The sequence below is a fragment of the Microbispora sp. NBRC 16548 genome (assembly GCF_030268985.1).
Classification (GTDB): Bacteria; Actinomycetota; Actinomycetes; order Streptosporangiales; family Streptosporangiaceae; genus Microbispora; species Microbispora catharanthi.
Map to the genome: position 1 here is coordinate 145767 of NZ_BSSF01000008.1, position 17765 is coordinate 163531.

At 71.3% G+C, this 17765-nt stretch carries 20 protein-coding genes; 7 read left to right on the forward strand and 13 right to left on the reverse strand.

Annotation, left to right across the window (positions count from 1 at the left end):
- Positions 1-151: 151 nt before the first annotated feature.
- Together QSK36_RS23300 and QSK36_RS23305 are read left to right on the forward strand one after the other, a co-directional pair.
- On the forward strand, positions 152-745 hold the full coding sequence (locus QSK36_RS23300) for a hypothetical protein (RefSeq protein ID WP_183535442.1): 594 nt from the start codon (positions 152-154) through the stop codon (positions 743-745).
- A 71-nt stretch (positions 746-816) separates the two neighbouring features.
- A complete protein-coding gene (locus QSK36_RS23305; RefSeq protein WP_183535992.1) occupies positions 817-966 on the forward strand; it encodes a hypothetical protein in 150 nt (49 codons plus the stop codon).
- A gap of 15 nt (positions 967-981) precedes the next feature.
- Here the strand turns inward: QSK36_RS23305 and QSK36_RS23310 are convergent, their stop codons facing one another.
- Positions 982-1776, reverse strand: coding sequence for a thioesterase family protein (locus QSK36_RS23310; protein ID WP_182901220.1), 795 nt, complete (start codon positions 1774-1776; stop codon positions 982-984).
- Positions 1777-1950: 174 nt separating this feature from the next.
- Between QSK36_RS23310 and QSK36_RS23315 the strand changes: the two genes are divergently transcribed.
- Positions 1951-3591 (forward strand): DUF3352 domain-containing protein, encoded by a 1641-nt coding sequence (locus QSK36_RS23315; RefSeq protein ID WP_285783868.1) that lies wholly within the window; start codon positions 1951-1953, stop codon positions 3589-3591.
- Between the two features lie 91 nt (positions 3592-3682).
- Here the strand turns inward: QSK36_RS23315 and QSK36_RS23320 are convergent, their stop codons facing one another.
- From QSK36_RS23320 to clpS, 5 genes are all read right to left on the reverse strand, one after another.
- Positions 3683-4630: a PLP-dependent cysteine synthase family protein gene (locus QSK36_RS23320; RefSeq protein ID WP_182901218.1), complete on the reverse strand. Its 948-nt coding sequence runs from the start codon at positions 4628-4630 to the stop codon at positions 3683-3685.
- Positions 4631-4909 (reverse strand): MoaD/ThiS family protein, encoded by a 279-nt coding sequence (locus QSK36_RS23325; RefSeq protein WP_182901217.1) that lies wholly within the window; start codon positions 4907-4909, stop codon positions 4631-4633.
- Between the two features lie 258 nt (positions 4910-5167).
- Positions 5168-5584: a M67 family metallopeptidase gene (locus QSK36_RS23330; RefSeq protein ID WP_139575916.1), complete on the reverse strand. Its 417-nt coding sequence runs from the start codon at positions 5582-5584 to the stop codon at positions 5168-5170.
- A gap of 10 nt (positions 5585-5594) precedes the next feature.
- Positions 5595-6119, reverse strand: a complete 525-nt coding sequence (locus tag QSK36_RS23335; RefSeq protein WP_182901216.1) for a DUF2017 domain-containing protein — start codon at positions 6117-6119, stop codon at positions 5595-5597.
- Positions 6119-6406 (reverse strand): ATP-dependent Clp protease adapter ClpS, encoded by a 288-nt coding sequence (clpS, locus tag QSK36_RS23340; protein ID WP_285783869.1) that lies wholly within the window; start codon positions 6404-6406, stop codon positions 6119-6121. Before clpS ends, QSK36_RS23335 begins: the two co-directional genes overlap by 1 nt.
- 45 nt (positions 6407-6451) lie before the next feature.
- Between clpS and QSK36_RS23345 the strand changes: the two genes are divergently transcribed.
- The 3 genes from QSK36_RS23345 (at position 6452) to QSK36_RS23355 (ending at position 9149) form a co-directional block, all read left to right on the forward strand.
- Positions 6452-7729, forward strand: coding sequence for a nicotinate phosphoribosyltransferase (locus QSK36_RS23345; protein ID WP_502883330.1), 1278 nt, complete (start codon positions 6452-6454; stop codon positions 7727-7729).
- Between the two features lie 64 nt (positions 7730-7793).
- Entirely contained in the window at positions 7794-8366 is a 573-nt protein-coding gene (locus QSK36_RS23350; RefSeq protein WP_183535434.1) for a nicotinamidase, read from the forward strand.
- 114 nt (positions 8367-8480) lie between these two features.
- Positions 8481-9149: a hypothetical protein gene (locus tag QSK36_RS23355; RefSeq protein WP_285783871.1), complete on the forward strand. Its 669-nt coding sequence runs from the start codon at positions 8481-8483 to the stop codon at positions 9147-9149.
- Positions 9150-9166: 17 nt separating this feature from the next.
- Here the strand turns inward: QSK36_RS23355 and QSK36_RS23360 are convergent, their stop codons facing one another.
- The 5 genes from QSK36_RS23360 to QSK36_RS23380 all read right to left on the reverse strand — a co-directional run bounded on the left by QSK36_RS23360 (position 9167) and on the right by QSK36_RS23380 (position 14306).
- Entirely contained in the window at positions 9167-9994 is an 828-nt protein-coding gene (locus QSK36_RS23360; protein WP_285783872.1) for a hypothetical protein, read from the reverse strand.
- On the reverse strand, positions 9991-10491 hold the full coding sequence (locus QSK36_RS23365) for a SigE family RNA polymerase sigma factor (RefSeq protein ID WP_285783873.1): 501 nt from the start codon (positions 10489-10491) through the stop codon (positions 9991-9993). The genes QSK36_RS23360 and QSK36_RS23365 overlap by 4 nt, the downstream gene beginning before the upstream one ends.
- Before the next feature lie 338 nt (positions 10492-10829).
- Complete coding sequence (locus tag QSK36_RS23370; RefSeq protein WP_285783874.1) at positions 10830-12587, reverse strand: DEAD/DEAH box helicase; 1758 nt, start codon at positions 12585-12587, stop codon at positions 10830-10832.
- 310 nt (positions 12588-12897) lie between these two features.
- On the reverse strand, positions 12898-13443 hold the full coding sequence (locus QSK36_RS23375) for a hypothetical protein (RefSeq protein WP_285783875.1): 546 nt from the start codon (positions 13441-13443) through the stop codon (positions 12898-12900).
- 392 nt (positions 13444-13835) lie between these two features.
- Complete coding sequence (locus QSK36_RS23380) at positions 13836-14306, reverse strand: hypothetical protein (RefSeq protein ID WP_285783876.1); 471 nt, start codon at positions 14304-14306, stop codon at positions 13836-13838.
- A 480-nt stretch (positions 14307-14786) separates the two neighbouring features.
- On the opposite strand from QSK36_RS23380, the gene QSK36_RS23385 reads away from it, so the two are divergent.
- Positions 14787-15164, forward strand: a complete 378-nt coding sequence (locus QSK36_RS23385; protein ID WP_285783877.1) for a hypothetical protein — start codon at positions 14787-14789, stop codon at positions 15162-15164.
- A gap of 244 nt (positions 15165-15408) precedes the next feature.
- Here QSK36_RS23385 and QSK36_RS23390 read toward each other — a convergent pair whose 3' ends face one another.
- Together QSK36_RS23390 and QSK36_RS23395 are read right to left on the reverse strand one after the other, a co-directional pair.
- Entirely contained in the window at positions 15409-16308 is a 900-nt protein-coding gene (locus QSK36_RS23390) for a hypothetical protein (protein ID WP_183535424.1), read from the reverse strand.
- 151 nt (positions 16309-16459) lie between these two features.
- A complete protein-coding gene (locus tag QSK36_RS23395) occupies positions 16460-17746 on the reverse strand; it encodes a zinc metalloprotease (protein WP_285783878.1) in 1287 nt (428 codons plus the stop codon).
- Positions 17747-17765 lie beyond the last annotated feature (19 nt).

Here is a 17765-nt window from a genome sequence, read left to right on the forward strand (position 1 = left end):
CGGTAGCGGGTCGAAGACCGGCTACCGCCACTGGCGTCGGGTGGCCGATCCTCGCCGGCGTGAGCGCCAAGACCGCCAGCAGCTATGCATGCCCTCGGTGGGGTGAGACAGTCCGGGGGTGGCAATCGATCTCAAAGCGTGGACTCAGCGCTTGCTCGTCCTGCGGGACGACGGCGACTTCCTGGACGATCCCCTCGACACCGTGCTCTCGCTGACGGAATTCCTCACCGCTGCCGGTCGAGTGGCGGAGACGTACTCGACCCAGCGGATCGCGGATGGCCTGTGGTTCCTTGCGGGCGACTCCGGGCTGTTCCGTGAGCTGTACAACCCGTCCGTGCCCGAGAACCTGCGAGTCCGATGCGCCGCCGCGGTCAGGCAGTTGTACGCCCAGTTGTTCGAACCCCTGTGTCAGAACGTGTTGAGTCACGGCGAGAACGGCGACTCGGTGGAAAACCCCCTGAACACCATCTGCTACATGTGGTGGGACGTCTTACCCACCTGGGGCAGGCCCGATGACCCCGTCGCGCGCAGGATCGACGAGGTGCTGCTCGGGGTCATGCGTGACACGCTGTCCAGTGAGAACGTCGCCTGCGTCGAGAGCGCTCTGCACGGGCTGGGGCACTGGCACATCACCTACTCGGACGTGGCCCAGAGCATCGTCGAGGAGTTTCTGCGTCAGCGGCCGACAATCGGCGTGTCCCTGCGCGACTACGCCCTCGCCGCCAGGCGCGGCAGGGTGCTGTAAACCGGCACCGAGCAAGGTGTCCCAGGTGTCGCTGCCGTCGTTTTCGCAAGACCATGGCCAGGTGCTGCTGGGTGAGTGGCGTCCTGTCCACCTGCCCGCTTTCCCACGTGCCGGCCGGGGACGGGGCCGCGTCGCCTGTGGCCACCCGCTACGACAAGCGCGCTTACATCTACCTCGGCACCGTGACCGTGGCAGCTCTAGTGATCTGGCTCCGCACGTGATCCGAGAAACAGGACCTAGCCCCGGCCCAGACGCGCGATCTGGCGAGACTGGGCGACCAGCCGGCCCGCCGAGTCCCACACCTCGACCTCCTCGTCGAACCAGCCGTCGCTGATCAGCCGTCCGCCGCCGATCAGGGTCAGCCATCCCGGCGCGGGCAGGGCCCGCAGGTGCCAGGTCAGCTCCACCGTCGGGGCCCATCCCCGCGCCCCCGCCGAGAACACGACCGGCGGCAGCGCGTCGACCGCCAGCGCCAGCACGTACGGGTCGGGGTCCTGCGGCTCGGCCAGCCGGAAGTACGCCCGCGACTCGGGCCGTCCGGTCGGCGCGCCGGTGAGCCAGCCGATCGTGGGCGGGTCGAAGGCGAGCTCCATCTGGGCGCTGAAGTTCATGTTCGACTGGGGCTTGGGTTGGGGCAGGCGCACGCAGTCCGCGAGGTCCGGCATCGCGGCGGACGGGCCGTCCGCCCAGTCGGGGGCCGCCTCCCCGTCCAGGGTCGCGGTCGTGACGAGCATCTCGATGAACGACTCGCCGTCCTGGACGAGCCGCGCCCGGCTCATCGCCGCCGTACGGCCCGTCTTGAGCGGCTCGAGCAGCACCCTGGCCGGGCCCGGCCGGGCCACCCGCAGGAACTGGGCGCTCGTGGAGACCGGGTGCGCGTGGGGCGAGGCGTCCACCACGGCGCGCAGCATCGTGGCCATGAGGTAGCCGCCGTTCAGCGGCCCTCCGATGGAGTATCCGTCGTCGAGACACACGTCATAGGTGGTGTCGTCGACCCGGATGGCCTGCGTCGCCTCGTCGAACTTGGTCATGCGCCCCTCGCCGCTCTACCGAATATTGTTCTGCTCATTACTCTAGCGTGGTGCTCCGGCGGATCTCGCCGGGGGCGGGCATCGGGCTCGCGGTCAAGCGGGCTGCAAGCGCGTCGCTACCGGCCCGGCCTAGCGTCGCGGCGTACCTGACGACGACGCATGTGAGTGAGCCCCATGTCCCCCGACATCTCCCCGCACACCCCGAGCCCCTGGCGGCCGGGTGACGAACCCGACCTCGACCGCACCGTCGCCTATCGCGTTCCCCGCGCCGCCGCGAACGAGGCGCACGAGCGCCACGAGGCGCACACCGTGCGGCTGCCGTCCTGGACCGAGCCGGAGGAGATCGGCTCCGCCACCGTACCCGGCCCGCCTGCGCCTCCCCAGGACCGGGCCCGCCGGGGGCGCGGCTGGATCCTCGCGCTGGTGGCCGCCGTGCTCGTCGGGGTGGTCGGCGGCGGCGGCGTGTGGGCCGCCTCGAAGCTGAGCGGCGGCGGCACGCAACCGCAGGACGTGCTGCCCGCGAACGCGATGGCCTACGTCCGGCTCGACCTCGACCCGTCGGCCGGGCAGAAGCTCGCGTTGTTCGGCATCGCCCGCAAGTTCTCGGCCACCCGCGACTCCTTCGGCGGCGACGACCCGCGCAAGGCCCTCGTCACCGCGCTGCAGAAGGACGACCAGGACCTCTCGAAGGTCGACTACGCCAGGGACGTCGAACCCTGGCTCGGCGACCGCGTCGGCCTCGCCGTGCTCCCCGCGGACGGCGGCGGCGACCCCGTCGGGGCGCTCGCCGTACAGGTGAAGGACGAGGTGGCGGCCCGGACCGGCATCGCCAAGATGGGCCTCGGCGGCGGCAAGGGCGGCCTGGCGTTCCGCGAGGGGTACGCGATCATCGCCATGAGCCAGAAGCTGGCCGACGAGTACGTCAAGGCGGCGCCGCTGTCCGGCGAGCCTCGTTTCGCCGCCGACCTCGGCGCGCTGGGCGAGCAGGGCGTGCTGTCGTTCTGGATGGACGTGGAGAAGGTCGCCGACGCCGGCTGGAGCGAGGTCGCCGCGACGCCCGTGCTGCAGCAGATCAGGGGCATGCGGTTCGCCGGCGCCCTCCGGTTCTCCGGCGACTACGCCGAACTGGCCGGGATCACCCGTGGCGGGACGGCCGCGTCGGGCCGGCCCGAGCCGGTGAAGATCGGCGAGCTGCCCGCCTCCACGGTCGCGGCGGCCTCGATCTCCGGCCTGGGCGACCTGCTGCGCGAGCAGTGGCCGTCCATCGAACAGACCGCGAGCGGCTCGGGCGGCGAGACGGTCAGGCAGGCCCTCGACCAGGCGCGGACGCAGTACGGCCTGTCCCTGCCGGACGACCTCGCGACGCTGCTGGGCCGCTCCCTCACGCTCGCCCTGGACGAGCAGGACCTCGACGGCGCACAGCCCCGGGTGGGCGCCGTGCTCACGACGGACACCGCCAAGGCGCGCGAGCTGGTGGACCGGGTCAAGGGCCACCTGAACGGCATGGAGAGGTCCGCCGACATCGCCACCGCCGAGGGCGACGGGCGGTTCGTGATCGCGAGCACCCAGGAGTACGCCGACGCGCTGGGCGGCGGCGGCACGCTCGGCGAGAGCGAGACGTTCCGCCTGGCCGTCCCGGACGCCGCGAACGCCACCTACGCCGTGTACGCCGACCTCGACCGGCTGGAGAAGCTGTACCTGGACGGCCTGAACGGCCAGGAGCGCGCCGACGCCGAGAAACTGCGGGCGGTCGGCCTGAGCGGCACCCACGGCGAGGACGGCTCGACCTTCACACTCCGGGTCGTGTTCAACTGATCCCCATACTCCGGCTCATCCCGCCCGAACCGGATCTCCGGCCCACCCATGCCGGAGCGGGCGGGGTGAGCCGGTCAGCCTTCAGCGGCGATCAGGCCCAGAGCTGGCCTTCGAGCCGGTCCTCCGCCTCGTCGAGGGTGCCCTCGTACGCGCCGGTGGACAGATATTTCCAGCCGCCGTCGGCCACGATGAACACGATGTCGGCCCGCTCGCCCGCCTGGACGGCCTTGCGGGCCATGCCGAGAGCCGCGTGCAGGGCACAGCCCGTCGAGATGCCCGCGAAGATGCCCTCCGCGGCCAGCAGCTCACGCGTCCGGCGCAGCGCGTCGGCCGAGGTCACCGAGTAGCGGGTGGTCAGCACGGACGCGTCGTACAGCTCGGGCACGAACCCCTCGTCCACGTTGCGCAGGCCGTAGACCAGCTCGCCGTATCGCGGCTCGGCGGCCACGATCTTCACGTCCGGCACGTGCTCGCGCAGGTAGCGGCCGACGCCCATGAGGGTGCCGGTCGTGCCGAGCCCCGCGACGAAGTGGGTCACGGTCGGCAGGTCCGCGAGGATCTCCGGCCCCGTCGACTCGTAGTGGGAGCGCCAGTTGGCGGGGTTGCCGTACTGGTAGAGCATCACCCAGTCGGGATGCTCGGCCGCGAGGCCCTTGGCCACCCGCACCGCCTCATTGGAGCCGCCCGCGGCCGGCGAGGAGATGATCTCGGCGCCCCACATGCGCAGCAGCTGGCGGCGCTCCTCGGAGGTGTTCTCCGGCATGACGCAGATCAGCTTGTAGCCCTTGAGCCGGGCCGACATCGCCAGCGAGATGCCGGTGTTGCCGGAGGTCGGCTCCAGGATGGTGCAGCCCGGCGTGAGCAGCCCGTCTTTCTCGGCCTGCTCGATCATCCACAGCGCCGGCCGGTCCTTGACCGACCCGGTCGGGTTGCGGTCCTCCAGCTTCGCCCAGACCCGTACGTCGGGGGACGGCGAGAGCCGGGGCAGACCCACCAGCGGGGTGTGCCCGACCGAGTCGATCAACGAGTCGAAGCGCATTCAGCGCGCTCCGCCCGCGACGGCCGGGAGCACGGTCACGGTGTCGCCGTCGGCGACGGGGGTGCCGAGCCCGCCGAGGAAGCGTACGTCCTCGTCGTTGAGGTAGACGTTGACGAAGCGGCGCAGCCCGGACCCGTCCACCAGTCGGTCCTTCAGACCGGGGTGGCGCGCCTCCAGGTCGCCGATCAGCTCTTCGAGGGTCGATCCCTTGGCGTTGACCGCCTTGGCGCCCTCGGTGTAGCTGCGGAGGATGGTAGGAATGCGGACCTCGATGGCCATGTCGGCTCAATCTCCTTGATCAGTGGTCGTCGTTATGGTGGGCGTCCACCTGCTCTGAACAGGGGCAGGCGGGCGACGATTCCAGCGGTCTTCTCCCCGGCGCCGAGCAGGCGGCCGGATTCAGCGACAGTCGTAGACGACGACAGACGGCGTGTGCGCGAAGAGGAACGCCTGAACAGGAGATTCCGGGCGTACCCGGCGCGACAGGACAGCCGGTGACGACACGGGACGAGCGTCATCGTTAGCCATGGTTCAAGTTTAACCGTACGACTCTATGATCTTGACTTCCTCCTCGGTCACGACGCCGTCCACGATCCGGTAGGACCGGAAGGGCGCCTCCTCCTCGGAGGCGGTCGACACCAGCACATAGTGGGCGTCGGGCTCGGAGGCGTAGCTGATGTCCGTACGGGAGGGGTACGCCTCGGTGGCGGTGTGGGAGTGGTAGATCACGACAGGCACCTCGTCGCGGTCGTCCATCTCCCGCCACACGCGGAACTGCTCCATCGAGTCGAACCGGTAGAACGTCGGGGAACGCTCGGCGTTCTCCATGGGGACGAACCGCTCGGGACGGTCGGACCCGGCGGGCCCGGCCACGACGCCGCACGCCTCGTCGGGGTGGTCGGCCCGGGCATGGGCCACGATCTTGTCGACCAGCTCGCGTGAGATCGTCAGCATGCTGGGAAACCTACCAAAGCGCCCTGACAAGGGTGTCCTGCAGGTAGGTCAGCCAGTCGTAGGTCACGAACGCCGGATAGCGGGGGTCGTCCTCGGACATCGAGGCGATCTCCTCGTGGACCTCCTCGGTGACCTCCAGCCGCACGCCGAGCGCGAGGCGGACGTCGTTGATCGCCCGCAGCCACGCCTGCCCCTGCTCGGCCGTCAGCGTCAGCCTGCCCGGCGCCGCCGTCTCCAGCAGCGTGGTCGCGTCGGCACGCTTGCCGTCGCGCAGCGTCGCCTCCGTGTAGCGCCGGAACTCCTGCGCCGCGTCCTCGTCGTCGGCGTACGCCGAGGGGAACAGCCGCGCGAGCACGGGGTCGGCCGGCGGGGCCGCCGAGCCGATGCCCAGGGCGCGCTCCAACGGATCGTCGCCGGTCGTCCCCGGCTCGACCAGGCCGAGCACCTGCGACACCAGCGAGCGCAGGATCGACACCTCGCCCGCGTCGAGTTGGACGGTCACCCCGTCGCCCGCCGCCCGAAATCCCGTGCTCATCACTTGTCCTGCTGAACGGTCGCCCACAGGCCGTAGGAGTGAAGGATCTGCACGTCCCGCTCCATCTCCTCACGGGTGCCGCTGGCGACGACGGCCCTGCCCTTGTGGTGGACGTCCATCATCAGCTTCTCGGCCTTCTGCCGGGGATAGCCGAACACGGTCTGGAAGACGTACGTGACGTACGACATCAGGTTGACCGGGTCGTTCCACACGATCGTGAGCCACGGCAGATCGGGCCGCACGTCCGACGACGGACGCTCGACCTCGGTTGGAGCTGTGCTACCCACGTACCCATCCTGCACCACGACCGTCGTAGTCTTCGACACGTGCGCATGACCACGGGCACGGCCCTGCTGACCGACCAGTACGAACTGACGATGCTCCAGGCCGGGCTCGCCAGCGGCGCGGCCCACCGGCGGGCGGTCTTCGAGGTGTTCGCCCGGCGGCTGCCGGGGGGACGGCGCTACGGGGTGGTGGCCGGCACCGGGCGGTTCCTCGACGCGCTCGAGGACTTCCGCTTCGAGGAGCAGGACATCGAGTTCCTGTGCTCCTCAGGGATCGTGGACGAGCCCACCGGCGAGTTCCTCGCCGGCTACCGCTTCTCGGGCAACGTGTACGGCTACCGCGAGGGCGAGGCGTTCTTCCCCGGCTCACCGATCATGGTGGTGGAGGGGACGTTCGCCGAGGCCGTGCTGCTGGAGACCGTGGCCCTGTCGATACTCAACCACGACTGCGCGATCGCGGCGGCCGCCTCCCGGATGGCCCAGGCGGCCGGCGACCGGCCGCTCATCGAGATGGGCTCGCGCCGCACCCACGAGTACGCCGCGGTCGCCGCCGCCAGGGCCGCCTACCTGTGCGGCTTCGCCTCCACCTCCAACCTCATGGCCGGCCACCTGCACGGCGTGCCGACCGCCGGCACCGCCGCCCACGCGTTCACCCTCCTGCACGACTCGGAGAAGGACGCCTTCCGGGCCCAGATCGACTCCCTCGGGCTCGGCACCACCCTGCTCGTGGACACCTACGACGTGGCGGAGGCGGTACGCACCGCGGTGGAGCTGGCCGGGCCCGACCTCGGCGCGGTGCGCATCGACTCCGGCGACCTCGCGGTCGTGGCGGTGGAGGTGCGCCGCCTGCTCGACGAGCTGGGCGCGAGCCGCACACGGATCGTCGTCACCAGCGACCTGGACGAGTTCGCGATCGCGGCGCTGGCCGCGGCGCCGGTTGACGCCTACGGCGTCGGCACCGCCCTGGCCACGGGTTCCGGCCATCCGACGGCCAGCCTCGTCTACAAGCTCGTCGCACGGGAGGACCACACGGGACGGCTCCAGCCGGTCGCCAAGGCGTCGGTCGGCAAGCCGAGCGTCGGCGGGCGCAAGTGGGCCTACCGCAGGACCAGCGGCGGCACGGCGACCGCCGAGGTCGTCACCCGCGAGCCGGTGGAGACGGAGGACCGCCCGCTGCTGGCCGAACTCGTGCGGGACGGCAAGGTCGTCGAGCGCGAGAGCCTGGAGGCCGCCCGCGACCGGCACCGGGCGACTTTGGCCGAGTTGCCACTGGAAGCGTGCAGCCTCTCCCCCGGAGACCCCGCAGTCCCTACTATCTTCAAGTGATCGCGGGGGACCGGCGCATGAGGACGACGCCGGTCCTCCGTGATCGCCACTGTGAGGTGACCCCATGAAGACCGCGCTCGTCGTCGTGGACGTGCAGAACGACTTCTGCGAGGGCGGCAGCCTGCCGGTCGGCGGCGGCGCCGAGGTGGCCGCCGCGATCAGCCGGCACCTCCACGAGCACGCGTACGACCACGTGGTCGCCACCCGCGACTACCACGTCGACCCCGGGACCCATTTCGCGGCCGAGCCCGACTTCGTGGACTCCTGGCCGCCGCACTGCGTGGTGGGCACTTCCGGCGCCGACTTCCACCCGGCCTTCGACACCGCGAAGGTCGAAGAGGTCTTCAGCAAGGGCGCGCGGCAGGCGGCCTACAGCGGGTTCGAGGGCGCCACCGCCGACGGCGTGGGCCTGGCCGCGTGGCTGCGCGAGCGCGGCGTGGAGGCCGTCGACGTCGTCGGCATCGCCACCGACCACTGCGTCCGGGCCACCGCCGTCGACGCGGCGGCCGGCGGCTTCGCCGTACGGGTCCTGCTGGACCTGACGGCCGGCGTGGCCAGGGAGACGACCGAGTCGGCGCTCGCCCGCCTCGCCGAGGCCGGGGTGGAGCTCACCGGGGAGCCCGTCCTCCGCTCCTGATCCGCGAATCCGGCGACCCGGGCGGCTGAGCGGGGACACGCGCCGGATCGGACGTCAATGTCTTCACCACGAAGCGTCACGGGTGTATTACCTAGAGCGACGACCCTTCGTGGATTGGCGGCCCCGATGTTCGCGTTCCTGCTCGGCCTCACCTGGCTCGTCCTGACCCCGGTCTGCATCTGGCTGCTCTTCGGCCGCGGCCACCGGGGCGTGCTCCGCGTCACGGGCGCGCTGACGCTGGCGGCCCTGCAGGCGGTCACGATGGTCGTGGGATTCGGCCAGGAGTCCGCCCGGGTCCCCGCCCAGACGGTCGCCGCACGCGACCCACGCGCCGACGCGGACCGGCCGGCGGGCGACCAGGCCGCGCAGCCCCCTCAGGTGGCGGCGGCCGCGACACCGTCTCCGGCACCGACACAGGCACAGGCACCGACACAGGGCGGCCCTCCCTCCTGCGACTCCCGCGTCCCCAACCCCGAGGCCGTACGACTGTCGTTCCACGGCAGGGCCCTGCACGGCCTCACGGTGTACTGGCCCGCGTCGCCCGCGCAGTGCGACACGGCGACGGTGGCCGTCCACCAGGCCGGGCACCGGCTGCGCATCTGGGTGCGCGAGGGCGTCGAGGCGAGGCAGCACGAGGGAGCGCACAACGTTCCCGTACGCGTGGAGCAGGGCATGGCCTCCCTCAGCCTCCGGCTCAGCCCGGTCACCCGGCACCACCGGCGCTACGTGGCGATCAACGGCCACACCGGCGACAAGATCCCGTTGCGCTCCCGCACCTCCTGACGCGGCCACCGCCGTTCTCAGCCGGCCGGCGTCGATGTGCTTTCGAACGGGCTGCCGGCGTCCGGCAGAGGTTCGCCGTCCGGCTGGGGCGGACGCTTGCCTGCCCGGTCATAGATCGCGGCGGTCCACCGGCCCGGTTGTTCGCCGGCCATGGCGGACAACTGGTCGCGCACGTCGGGGCGCAGCAACGCCCGGCCCTGAGCGGACTCGTCGCACTCCTCCGGCGTCTTCCGGCACGCCACCTCCCGGATCGGAGCGTCCGCGGGGAAGACCCAGACCTGGATGGACTGCGGACGCTTCAGCCAGCCGGACGGCGCCGACTTCCGGTCGTGGTGCCCGCCCACCGACTCCCCGCACCGTCCGGCCGAGCCGCCCGTCTCGCCGCCCTTGAGCGGCATCGCCACGACGACCCACGCTCGCGGGTCGTCGCAGGCCACCTTGATTCCGGTGGAGTAACTGGTCGGGGTGAAGGTCAGCCTCTGCCCGGCGCCCATCGTCTCGAACCGCCCTGTATAGATGGGGCGGAGGTCGAACTTCTCGGCTCCCAGCACCACGGGAAACCTGTCGGGGAGCTTCGGCCAGCGCGCGGGCTGGGCGGAGCCGGTGGGCCGGGCGGCGACCGTCGTCCGGTCGGCCCCGGAGCGGCCGGTCAGCAGGCCGTTTCCCAGCGCGAAGGCGGCGACCGTGAAGGCCACAGCGGCTCCGGCCGTCGCGGCCCGCCGAGTCCGGCGCATGCGTCGGCCTCGCCGCACGATCGCGTCGAGAGGGGCGGCCGGTTCCCCGCCGGCGCGTTCCCGGCCGTGCTCATCCAGCAGTGTGCGCAGGTCGCTCTCGGTGTACCTCATCGCTGGGCCCTCCCCATGGTCATGGTCTGGATGTCCGGATCGACGCGAAGACGGCCGAGGGCCCGGCTGAGCTGGGTCTTCACCGCTCCCAGTGAGCAGCCGACGATGTCGGCGACCTGGGTGAGCGTCCGTCCCTCGTAGTAGTGCAGGACGATCACCGCGCGCTGCCTCGGGGAGAGCGCGCCGATCGCGCTCCACAGCGCGACCTGATCGGCAACCTCCGCCGCCGCGTCCCGGGGGTCGGCCGCCTCGGGGATCGTCGCGGCCGGGATCTCCCCGCGCCAGCGCCTGCGCCACCAGGAGGCGTGGGTGTTCACGATGATGCGATAGACGTAGGGGTCGGGGTTGCCCTCGATCCGCCGCCAGGCGACCCATGCTTTCGCCAGCGCGGTCTGCACCAGGTCCTCGGCCGTGCCCCAGTCCCGAGCGAGGAGATACGCCATCCGGCACAGCCGTAGATGCCGCTGTGCCACATATTCGGCGAACCCGTCGTCCATCGATCATCTCCGTCTCGTCGTCTCCGGCGATGACTACGCCCCGGGAGGCGGGATCGGATGACAGACGAAATCACGGAAGAGACCGGCCCGCCGATCGGGTGCGGGAGCTGGGACGCCAAGGTGATGGCGCCGACGGCGGTGTCGCCGGCGGTGTCCAGCCGGGTGAACGGGAACGACGCGGCGGCGTGTGCACGGCAGGCTCGCCCAGCGGCTCGTGAGAGCCGGCCGGGCGTCGCTCACACGCCGGCCCGCCCGGCATCCCGGCTCGGACCGCATGCTGGGCAGGCCGGGCACGCCGCCTCAGACTGCGGGGCAGGCGGGCCCGGCGCGCTGCGGGGTCACCTGCGCTGGGTGGCCCACTTGCGGATCATCGCGATGCGTTCGCGGACCTGCTCGGCGGTGGCCTGGGCGATGGCGGGGCCGCCGCAGGCGCGGCGCAGCTCGGCGTGGATGACGCCGTGCGGCTGGCCGGTGCGGTGGTTCCACGCGCCGACGAGGCCGTTCAGCTCCTTGCGGAGCTCGGCGAGCTGCTCGTGCGGCGCGAGGGCGGGGGCGCTGTCCTCGCTCCCCTTCTTGGTCTTGCGCTTGGCCGCCTGCTGGTCGGCCTGGCGCTTACGCAGCAGAGAGGCCACCTGGTCGGGCTCCAGCAGGCCGGGCAGGCCGATGAAGTCCTCCTCCTCGGGCGAGCCGGGCGCGGCGGCGGTGCCGAACTCGCCGCCGTCGAACAGCACCCGGTCGAAGGTCGCGGACGCCTCCAGCGTCTGGAAGGGCAGCTCGTCGCCGAGCGCGTCGGGCTGCTTCTTCTCCTGCTGGGCCTGTTCGAGCAGCATGTCGTCGAGGCCGTCCTCGTCGCGGCGGCGGCCCAGCACGTGGTCGCGCTCGGCCTCCATCTCGCCCGCGAGGCCCATCAGGACGGGCACCGAGGGCAGGAAGACCGACGCGGTCTCCCCCCGCTTGCGGGCGCGGACGAAACGCCCGACGGCCTGGGCGAAGAACAGCGGGGTCGAGGTGCTCGTGGCGTAGACCCCGACGCACAGCCGGGGAATGTCGACGCCCTCGGAGACCATCCGGACCGCGACCAGCCAGCGCCGGTCGGAGGCGGCGAAGTCCTTGATCTTCTTGGAGGCGCCCGGGTCGTCGGAGAGCACGACCTCGGCCCCTTCCCCGGCCACCGCGCGGATGTGCCGGGCATAGGCGCGGGCCGACTCGTGGTCGGAGGCGATGACCAGCCCGCCCGCGTCGGGAACGCCCCGCCGCACCTCGGTGAGGCGGCGGTCGGCCGCGTGGATGACCTGGCGGATCCAGTCGCCCTTGGGGTCGAGGGCGGCCCGCCACGCCTGCGAGAGCTGATCCTTGGTCAGCGGCGTGCCGAGAGTGGCGGCGATCTCGTCGCCCGCACGGGTGCGCCACTTCATCTCTCCCGAGTACGCCAGGAAGATGACCGGCCGGACGACGTTGTCGGCCAGAGCCGGGCCGTACCCGTAGGAGTAGTCGGAGACGCTCCGCATCGCCCCCTCGCCGTCCTCGACGTAGGTGACGAACGGGATCGGGCTGTCGTCGGACCGGAAAGGCGTGCCGGTCAGCGCGAGTCGTCTGGTCGCGGGCTCGAACGCCTCGCGGACGCCGTCGCCCCACGACTTCGCGTCGCCGGCGTGGTGGATCTCGTCGAAGATCACCAGAGTCTTGCGCGCCTCGGTGCGGGCCCGGTGCAGCGCCGGGTGCATCGCGATCTGCGCGTAGGTGACCGCGACCCCGACGTAGTCGCGCGAGGTGGCGCCCTGGCTGTTCTTGAACTCGGGGTCGATGCTGATCCCGACCCGGGCCGCGGCGTCGGCCCACTGCCGCTTGAGGTGCTCGGTGGGGGTGACGATCGTCAGCGCGCGCACGACCCCGCGGCTGAGCAGCTCGCTGGCGATCCGCAGCGCGTACGTCGTCTTGCCGGCGCCGGGGGTGGCGACGGTCAGGAAGTCGCGCGGCTCACGGCTGAAGTAGAGGTCGTAGGCCTGCTGCTGCCATGCGCGCAGCTTCGGGGCGGTGCCCCAGGCGGCTCTGTCGGGGTAGGACGGGGAGAGGTGGGACGCGGCCGAAACGCTCAACGACGCCTCCCCGAACTCATCGGAACACTGGTGTCTCTATCGGTTCGCTCCCTCACAGTGGATTCAGACTAGCCCGCCGGACCGACAAGACGTGCCGCCCACGCGCAGGGTGGTCCGAAATAGCCCGGTGTGGCAATCCCCACAGCATCAGGATCGGGCGCCATGGTGAGCGGTCCGCTCCGTACCGGCCGAGCCGCCGCCCGAGACCGTGCATCGGCACGAGCCTCTGGCAAACGATCGGGGCGGAGACCTGCGGAGCCTTCCGGCATCCGCGGGTCCCGCCCCATCGGCTAGCCGATGTCGCTCGTCGTCACAGACGCGTCGCCTTGGTGCAGTCGACGGCGGTCAGCGGAAGGGTCGAGGCACCGCTTGTGCTCGCGACACTGCAGTCCGAGTAGTAGATGCCCCCGTCGGCCTTCCGCACGGTGACCCTCAGCCGCCCCGCCGGGATGCCACTCGCCGCGAGGTTGGAAAGAGTGGTGGTGCCGTTGGGCGTGAACCCGGTGCTCGGCGACGGGGCCAGCGTGATGTCGTACAGGTATCCCGGACTGAACACCGAGCTGAGGTCGGCCCAGCCCGTGCCGTCGTTGACGAACACGCGGCCCCTGCGCGCCGATCCGGTGAAGGTGTTCGAGGTGAGCGGGGTCACGGCGGTCCCGGTCGACGCCGGCACGCTGAAAGTCGTGATGACGTTCGCCGAGTCGAGGCGCGGGTAGGGAATGGTCTTCTTCTCCCCGCCCTGCGGGTTCGTCGTCGGCTGCGTGGCGGGGGCGGTCTTCGTTGTGGTGGCGCTCGCCGCGATCGAGCCCGACAGCCCAACCGTCGCGCAGGTCACCACCGCCGCGGCGGACCACATCAGCAGGCGACCGGCGCCACGCGAACCAGAGGCCGAGCTGCTCCTACGAGAAATCAATTTGATTTCCCCCCATGGTGAGAATTGGTCTTTCCGGGTCACCGCGTTTTCGTGCGATGCGACATCGAAGATACCTGGCCGGTGAAACGGGGGCAGCGCGACACTTATCGGATACCGGCAAACAGATGTCACGTCTATCTCAAAGCCGTTTGGGCGAAAACGGCCACCTACCGTCATATCGGCCACTGTTCACGCTTGTCCCGGCGGTCACCGGAGACAGGAGACGAAGATGCGGGCCGGTACAAGTCATTATCGGAAACAACCGCGACGGCCCGCAGGAGATGGTGACTCCTGCGGGCCGTGGGTCCGTGGTCGTGAATTCGTCCTGTCCGCCGTCAGCCGCGCAGGCGCTGCCAGGGGCTGCACGGCAAGGGCGCGGGCGCCTGCGGAAGAGCGTTCCTCACGTCGCAGATCGTGAAGAAGATGTTGCTGTCGGACGTCCGCGCGACGATCGCGAGGGTCCCGCCGGTTGCCGATCCGGCGTCCTCGGTCGCGGTGATGTTGGTCACGAAGGCTCCCCGGCTGCCCGGCACGCGCCGCAGGCTCTGCCAGCCGAGCGGCTCGCTACGCGGGTCGAAGACAAACGGGGCCCCGTTGTTGGCGGACACGGCGAAGTTGACCGGACCGGCCGGCATGCCCCGCGAGACGATGGTGGCGTCGAGCCACCGGATCGGCTCCTTCCCGCCCTTCGGATCGTTCCCGTCGATGTGAAGCGGCACCGACACCGGCGCGGTGAGCTGGTGGTCGGCGGCAGGCCTCGTCGTCGCGGTGTCGGCACTGGCGGCCAGCGGAGCCGACAGTCCCACAAGCGCGCCGGCCACCGTCGTCGCGGCGGCCCAGGTAAGGAGGCGACCGACGGTGTGCGGGCCTGAAACCGAAGTGCTCCTACGAGAAATCAATTGATTTCCCTCCCAATGACGAGAATTGGACTTTCCGGGTCACCGCGTTTTCGAGCGATGCAGCCCCGAAGCTACCTCTTCACGGGAACGGAGGCCCTGAGACACCTTTCGGTGCACGGCAAACATAAGTTACGCCTAGTTCAAAGCCGACTACTTTCTATAAATCTTTTCCACGCCCGCCCGCCTCGTCGCCTTTGTGTGGCGATTCACGACGCTTCCCGCCGACTGCCGGAGCCGTTGTGATACGCCCGCTTTGCCGGTGCAACCGCGACACCCGCCACGAACAAATCAAGCTCTCGGTCAGGAGCGGCCATCCCGGCGTGGCGAGCGAACATCATTGCGGCCATGCGCCATAGAACAGGATCGCCATCTCGATAGGAGGCCCACATGCTGTTCACGCGTTGGATCGCAGACATGACAGAGAACCCGCGAAGGGAGACCCGCAGCCGGTCAGTCACGGCAGCGGCCGTCGTCGCGGCCGGCCTGGTGCCCCTGACCGCCCTGCCCGCCCTCGCGGCGCAGCAGACGCACAATCGCCGAGACGGCGCGCGGATCAGCGTCGTCGGAGAACCAGAACCGACCACACTGCTGGCCAACCCCGGATCGTTCGGACCCGCCGACGTTCCCACCCCGGCGCCCGGCTCCGGGGGGCTCGGACCCACCACATCCGGCACCCGGTCGTTCGGTCCCGCCGACGTTCCCACCGCACCGGGCGGCAGCGGATCGTCCGGAGCCGCCGGCTTCGCCAATCAGCCGGGTCGGTGAACGACCCCATCCCGGGCCACCGAGACTCGCGGCCGCACGCCGGCTGAGAACCGGATGGCCGAGCGATGTCGTGATCTCGTCGAGCGGGTCGTCATGCGCTGAGCCGCGTCTACGGCGGGGAACCGCGTCACCCGTTCTGCCGAAAGAAGCCACGGCCTCTCGGCGACCAGGCGTTCGAGCGCCCTGATCTCCGGGAGGCCGCAGTCATGCCGTCCGTCCCCGCAACGGCGGACCGGGCGGGTGGTCAGCGGGCTCCCCACATCAGGCCCTCGATCTCGGCGCGCGACTGGGGGCGGTCGGGATGGGCCAGCCCGAGCAGGACCGTGCTGCCGCCGTCCGGCCGGGTCAGCAGGGTCACCCGCATGAAGGCGGGCTCGTTCACCACGTCGGTGTACTCGGCGCGTACGGCCCGCGTGTGACCCGGCCGCCCGCCGACGGTCACCGCGCGATCGTCCAGCACCTCGACCTTGTCCCCGTGCAGCAGCAACTGCGCGTAGAGATCGCTCAGGTCGATGACCGCAGAACGCAGGTTGGGCGGGTCCACCCGGTCGCCGGAGCGGGCCATGACCGTGGCGCTGTCCCCGCGCGCGGCGACGGAGGTGAAGCCGGTCACGGGCGCTACCACTCCCTCCCGCCACTCCGGCGGCAGCGTGTAGGAGACCCCGGCGATCTGGTCGTCGATCACCGTGGGGGGCGCGTCCTCGGCCCGGTGCAGGACCGTGACGACCACCGCGCCGATGACGGCGGCCGAGCAGACCAGCGCGAGGCCGCCGACGAGAAGGCGCCGCAGCCACCGCGGCATCGGGCGGGGAGGGGTCTCGGGCGCACGGTAGCGGCGGGCCGACGGGGGCAGGTCGTCCTCGGGCTCCGGGGACTCCAGGCCCAGCGAGGGCCAGACCGGGCGGTCGGCCTGCCGCCGTTCGGAGACCGGCGCGCCGTACAGGCCGGTGAGGCTCTCCTCTGCGGGGTTCCGGTCCGGCTCACGGCCGCCGTACGGCCGTGTGGGCCACTGGGGGGACGCCGGCGGCGTGGACGACCGCGGCGACCCGCCCGGGGCGCCGTACGGGCGGGTGAGGCCCTCCCCGGACGGCGGGGACCCCTCCTCGGCGGGGGGCCAGACCCGGCGCATCCACTGGTCATCCACAAAGCCTCCCCGGGCGGCCTGGCCGGGCGCGTGGGACGGAACCGGCGAGCGACTTCGGCGCTCAGGACCGGGCGCGAAGCTTCGTGACCATGAACGCTGCTGTGGAGTTACTCACACCCGCGCCGCGACGTCAACGGCTCCGGCCGATTCGTCATCGCCCTGTTCCTCCTGACGATCCCTCATCGCCCTGTATGTCGTCGGCCGGGCCCTCAGGGCCCTGTGCGGCGAGGCTCGGCACGGGGTCGTTCGTGATGCCGTTCGTGGTGCCGGTGGGGCCGTCCGCGCCGTCCGCGGCGACCCCCTGAAGCCCAGCGGCGGCGGCTTTCTGCAGCCCCGCGTCGGCCCCCTGCGGCGCGGGGCGGCGATAGGCGTCCCACATCTGGTGGACGCGTACGCCCTGGCCCGCGGTGAACTCGCGCATGCAGCGGTCCTGGGCGTAGTCCATGAAGTTGTGCGTCGGGTCGCCACCCGGGGCGGGGCAGGTGTCCTTCTTGGAGGGGCAGCCGTTCGTCGGGTACGCCTCGGCGGGAGTGTCGGCCACCGAGTCGCCCGGGGCCTTGCAGCCGTTCTCGAAGGTGTGCAGCAGGCCCAGCCAGTGGCCGATCTCGTGCACGGCCGTGAAGCCTCTGGCGAAGTCGCGCAGCGGGCCGCCGGGGACGCTCCGCCAGTCGATCACCACGCCGTCCAGCACGGGCTCGTCGTCGTACCAGTACGGATAGGTGGAGTAGCCGAGCACGAGCCGGCTCAGCTGCGCGATGTACAAGTTGAGCGTCTCGGGACCCCCGACCCGCAGCTTCTTCTTCATCGGCTCCTCGTAGCCGAGGGGGTCGCGGAACCAGCTCCGGTTGTCGGTGTGCGTGATGCCCTTGAGCTCGAAGCGCACCCCGGTGTCGGCCCCGCCGTACCCGCCGGAGTAGGCGGTGTTCAGCACGGCGATCTGCCGGGAGACGGCGGCGTCGGGCAGGCCGAGCACGTGGTCCCTGATGATGTGCACCCACACCGGAACGGTGATCCGCTCGACGGCCCGGGGAACGCTCCGCCGATCGTTCGCACCGCTCCCCGGCCGCGCCGTGACCCCCGGCTGCAGGGTGACTCCGGGCTGCGCTGTGCCTTCCGGCTGCGCGATTTCTCCCGGATGGGCGGTCGCTCTCGGCTGCGCTGTGCCGATCCTGCGGGCCAGGTCGGCCGCCATCCGGGCGACCTCGTCCGGCCCCGGCTCACGCGGCTCCAGGGCGTGCGTGAGCGCACCCAGGCCGTGCCGGCGCCGCGGAACGGCGTGGTGGGCGAGGCAGGCGTCCGGCCTGGAGGCCGGCGATTCGCGCGGTCCGGCGCCGGCGAGACCACCGGTCGCCCGGGAGCCGGCGGACGCCGGGGCGGCGCAGGCGCCGCCCAGCGCGTAAAGGCATGCAAGGAAGACGGCGATGGGTCGCCGAACCATTCGTTCCCCCGATACGGCT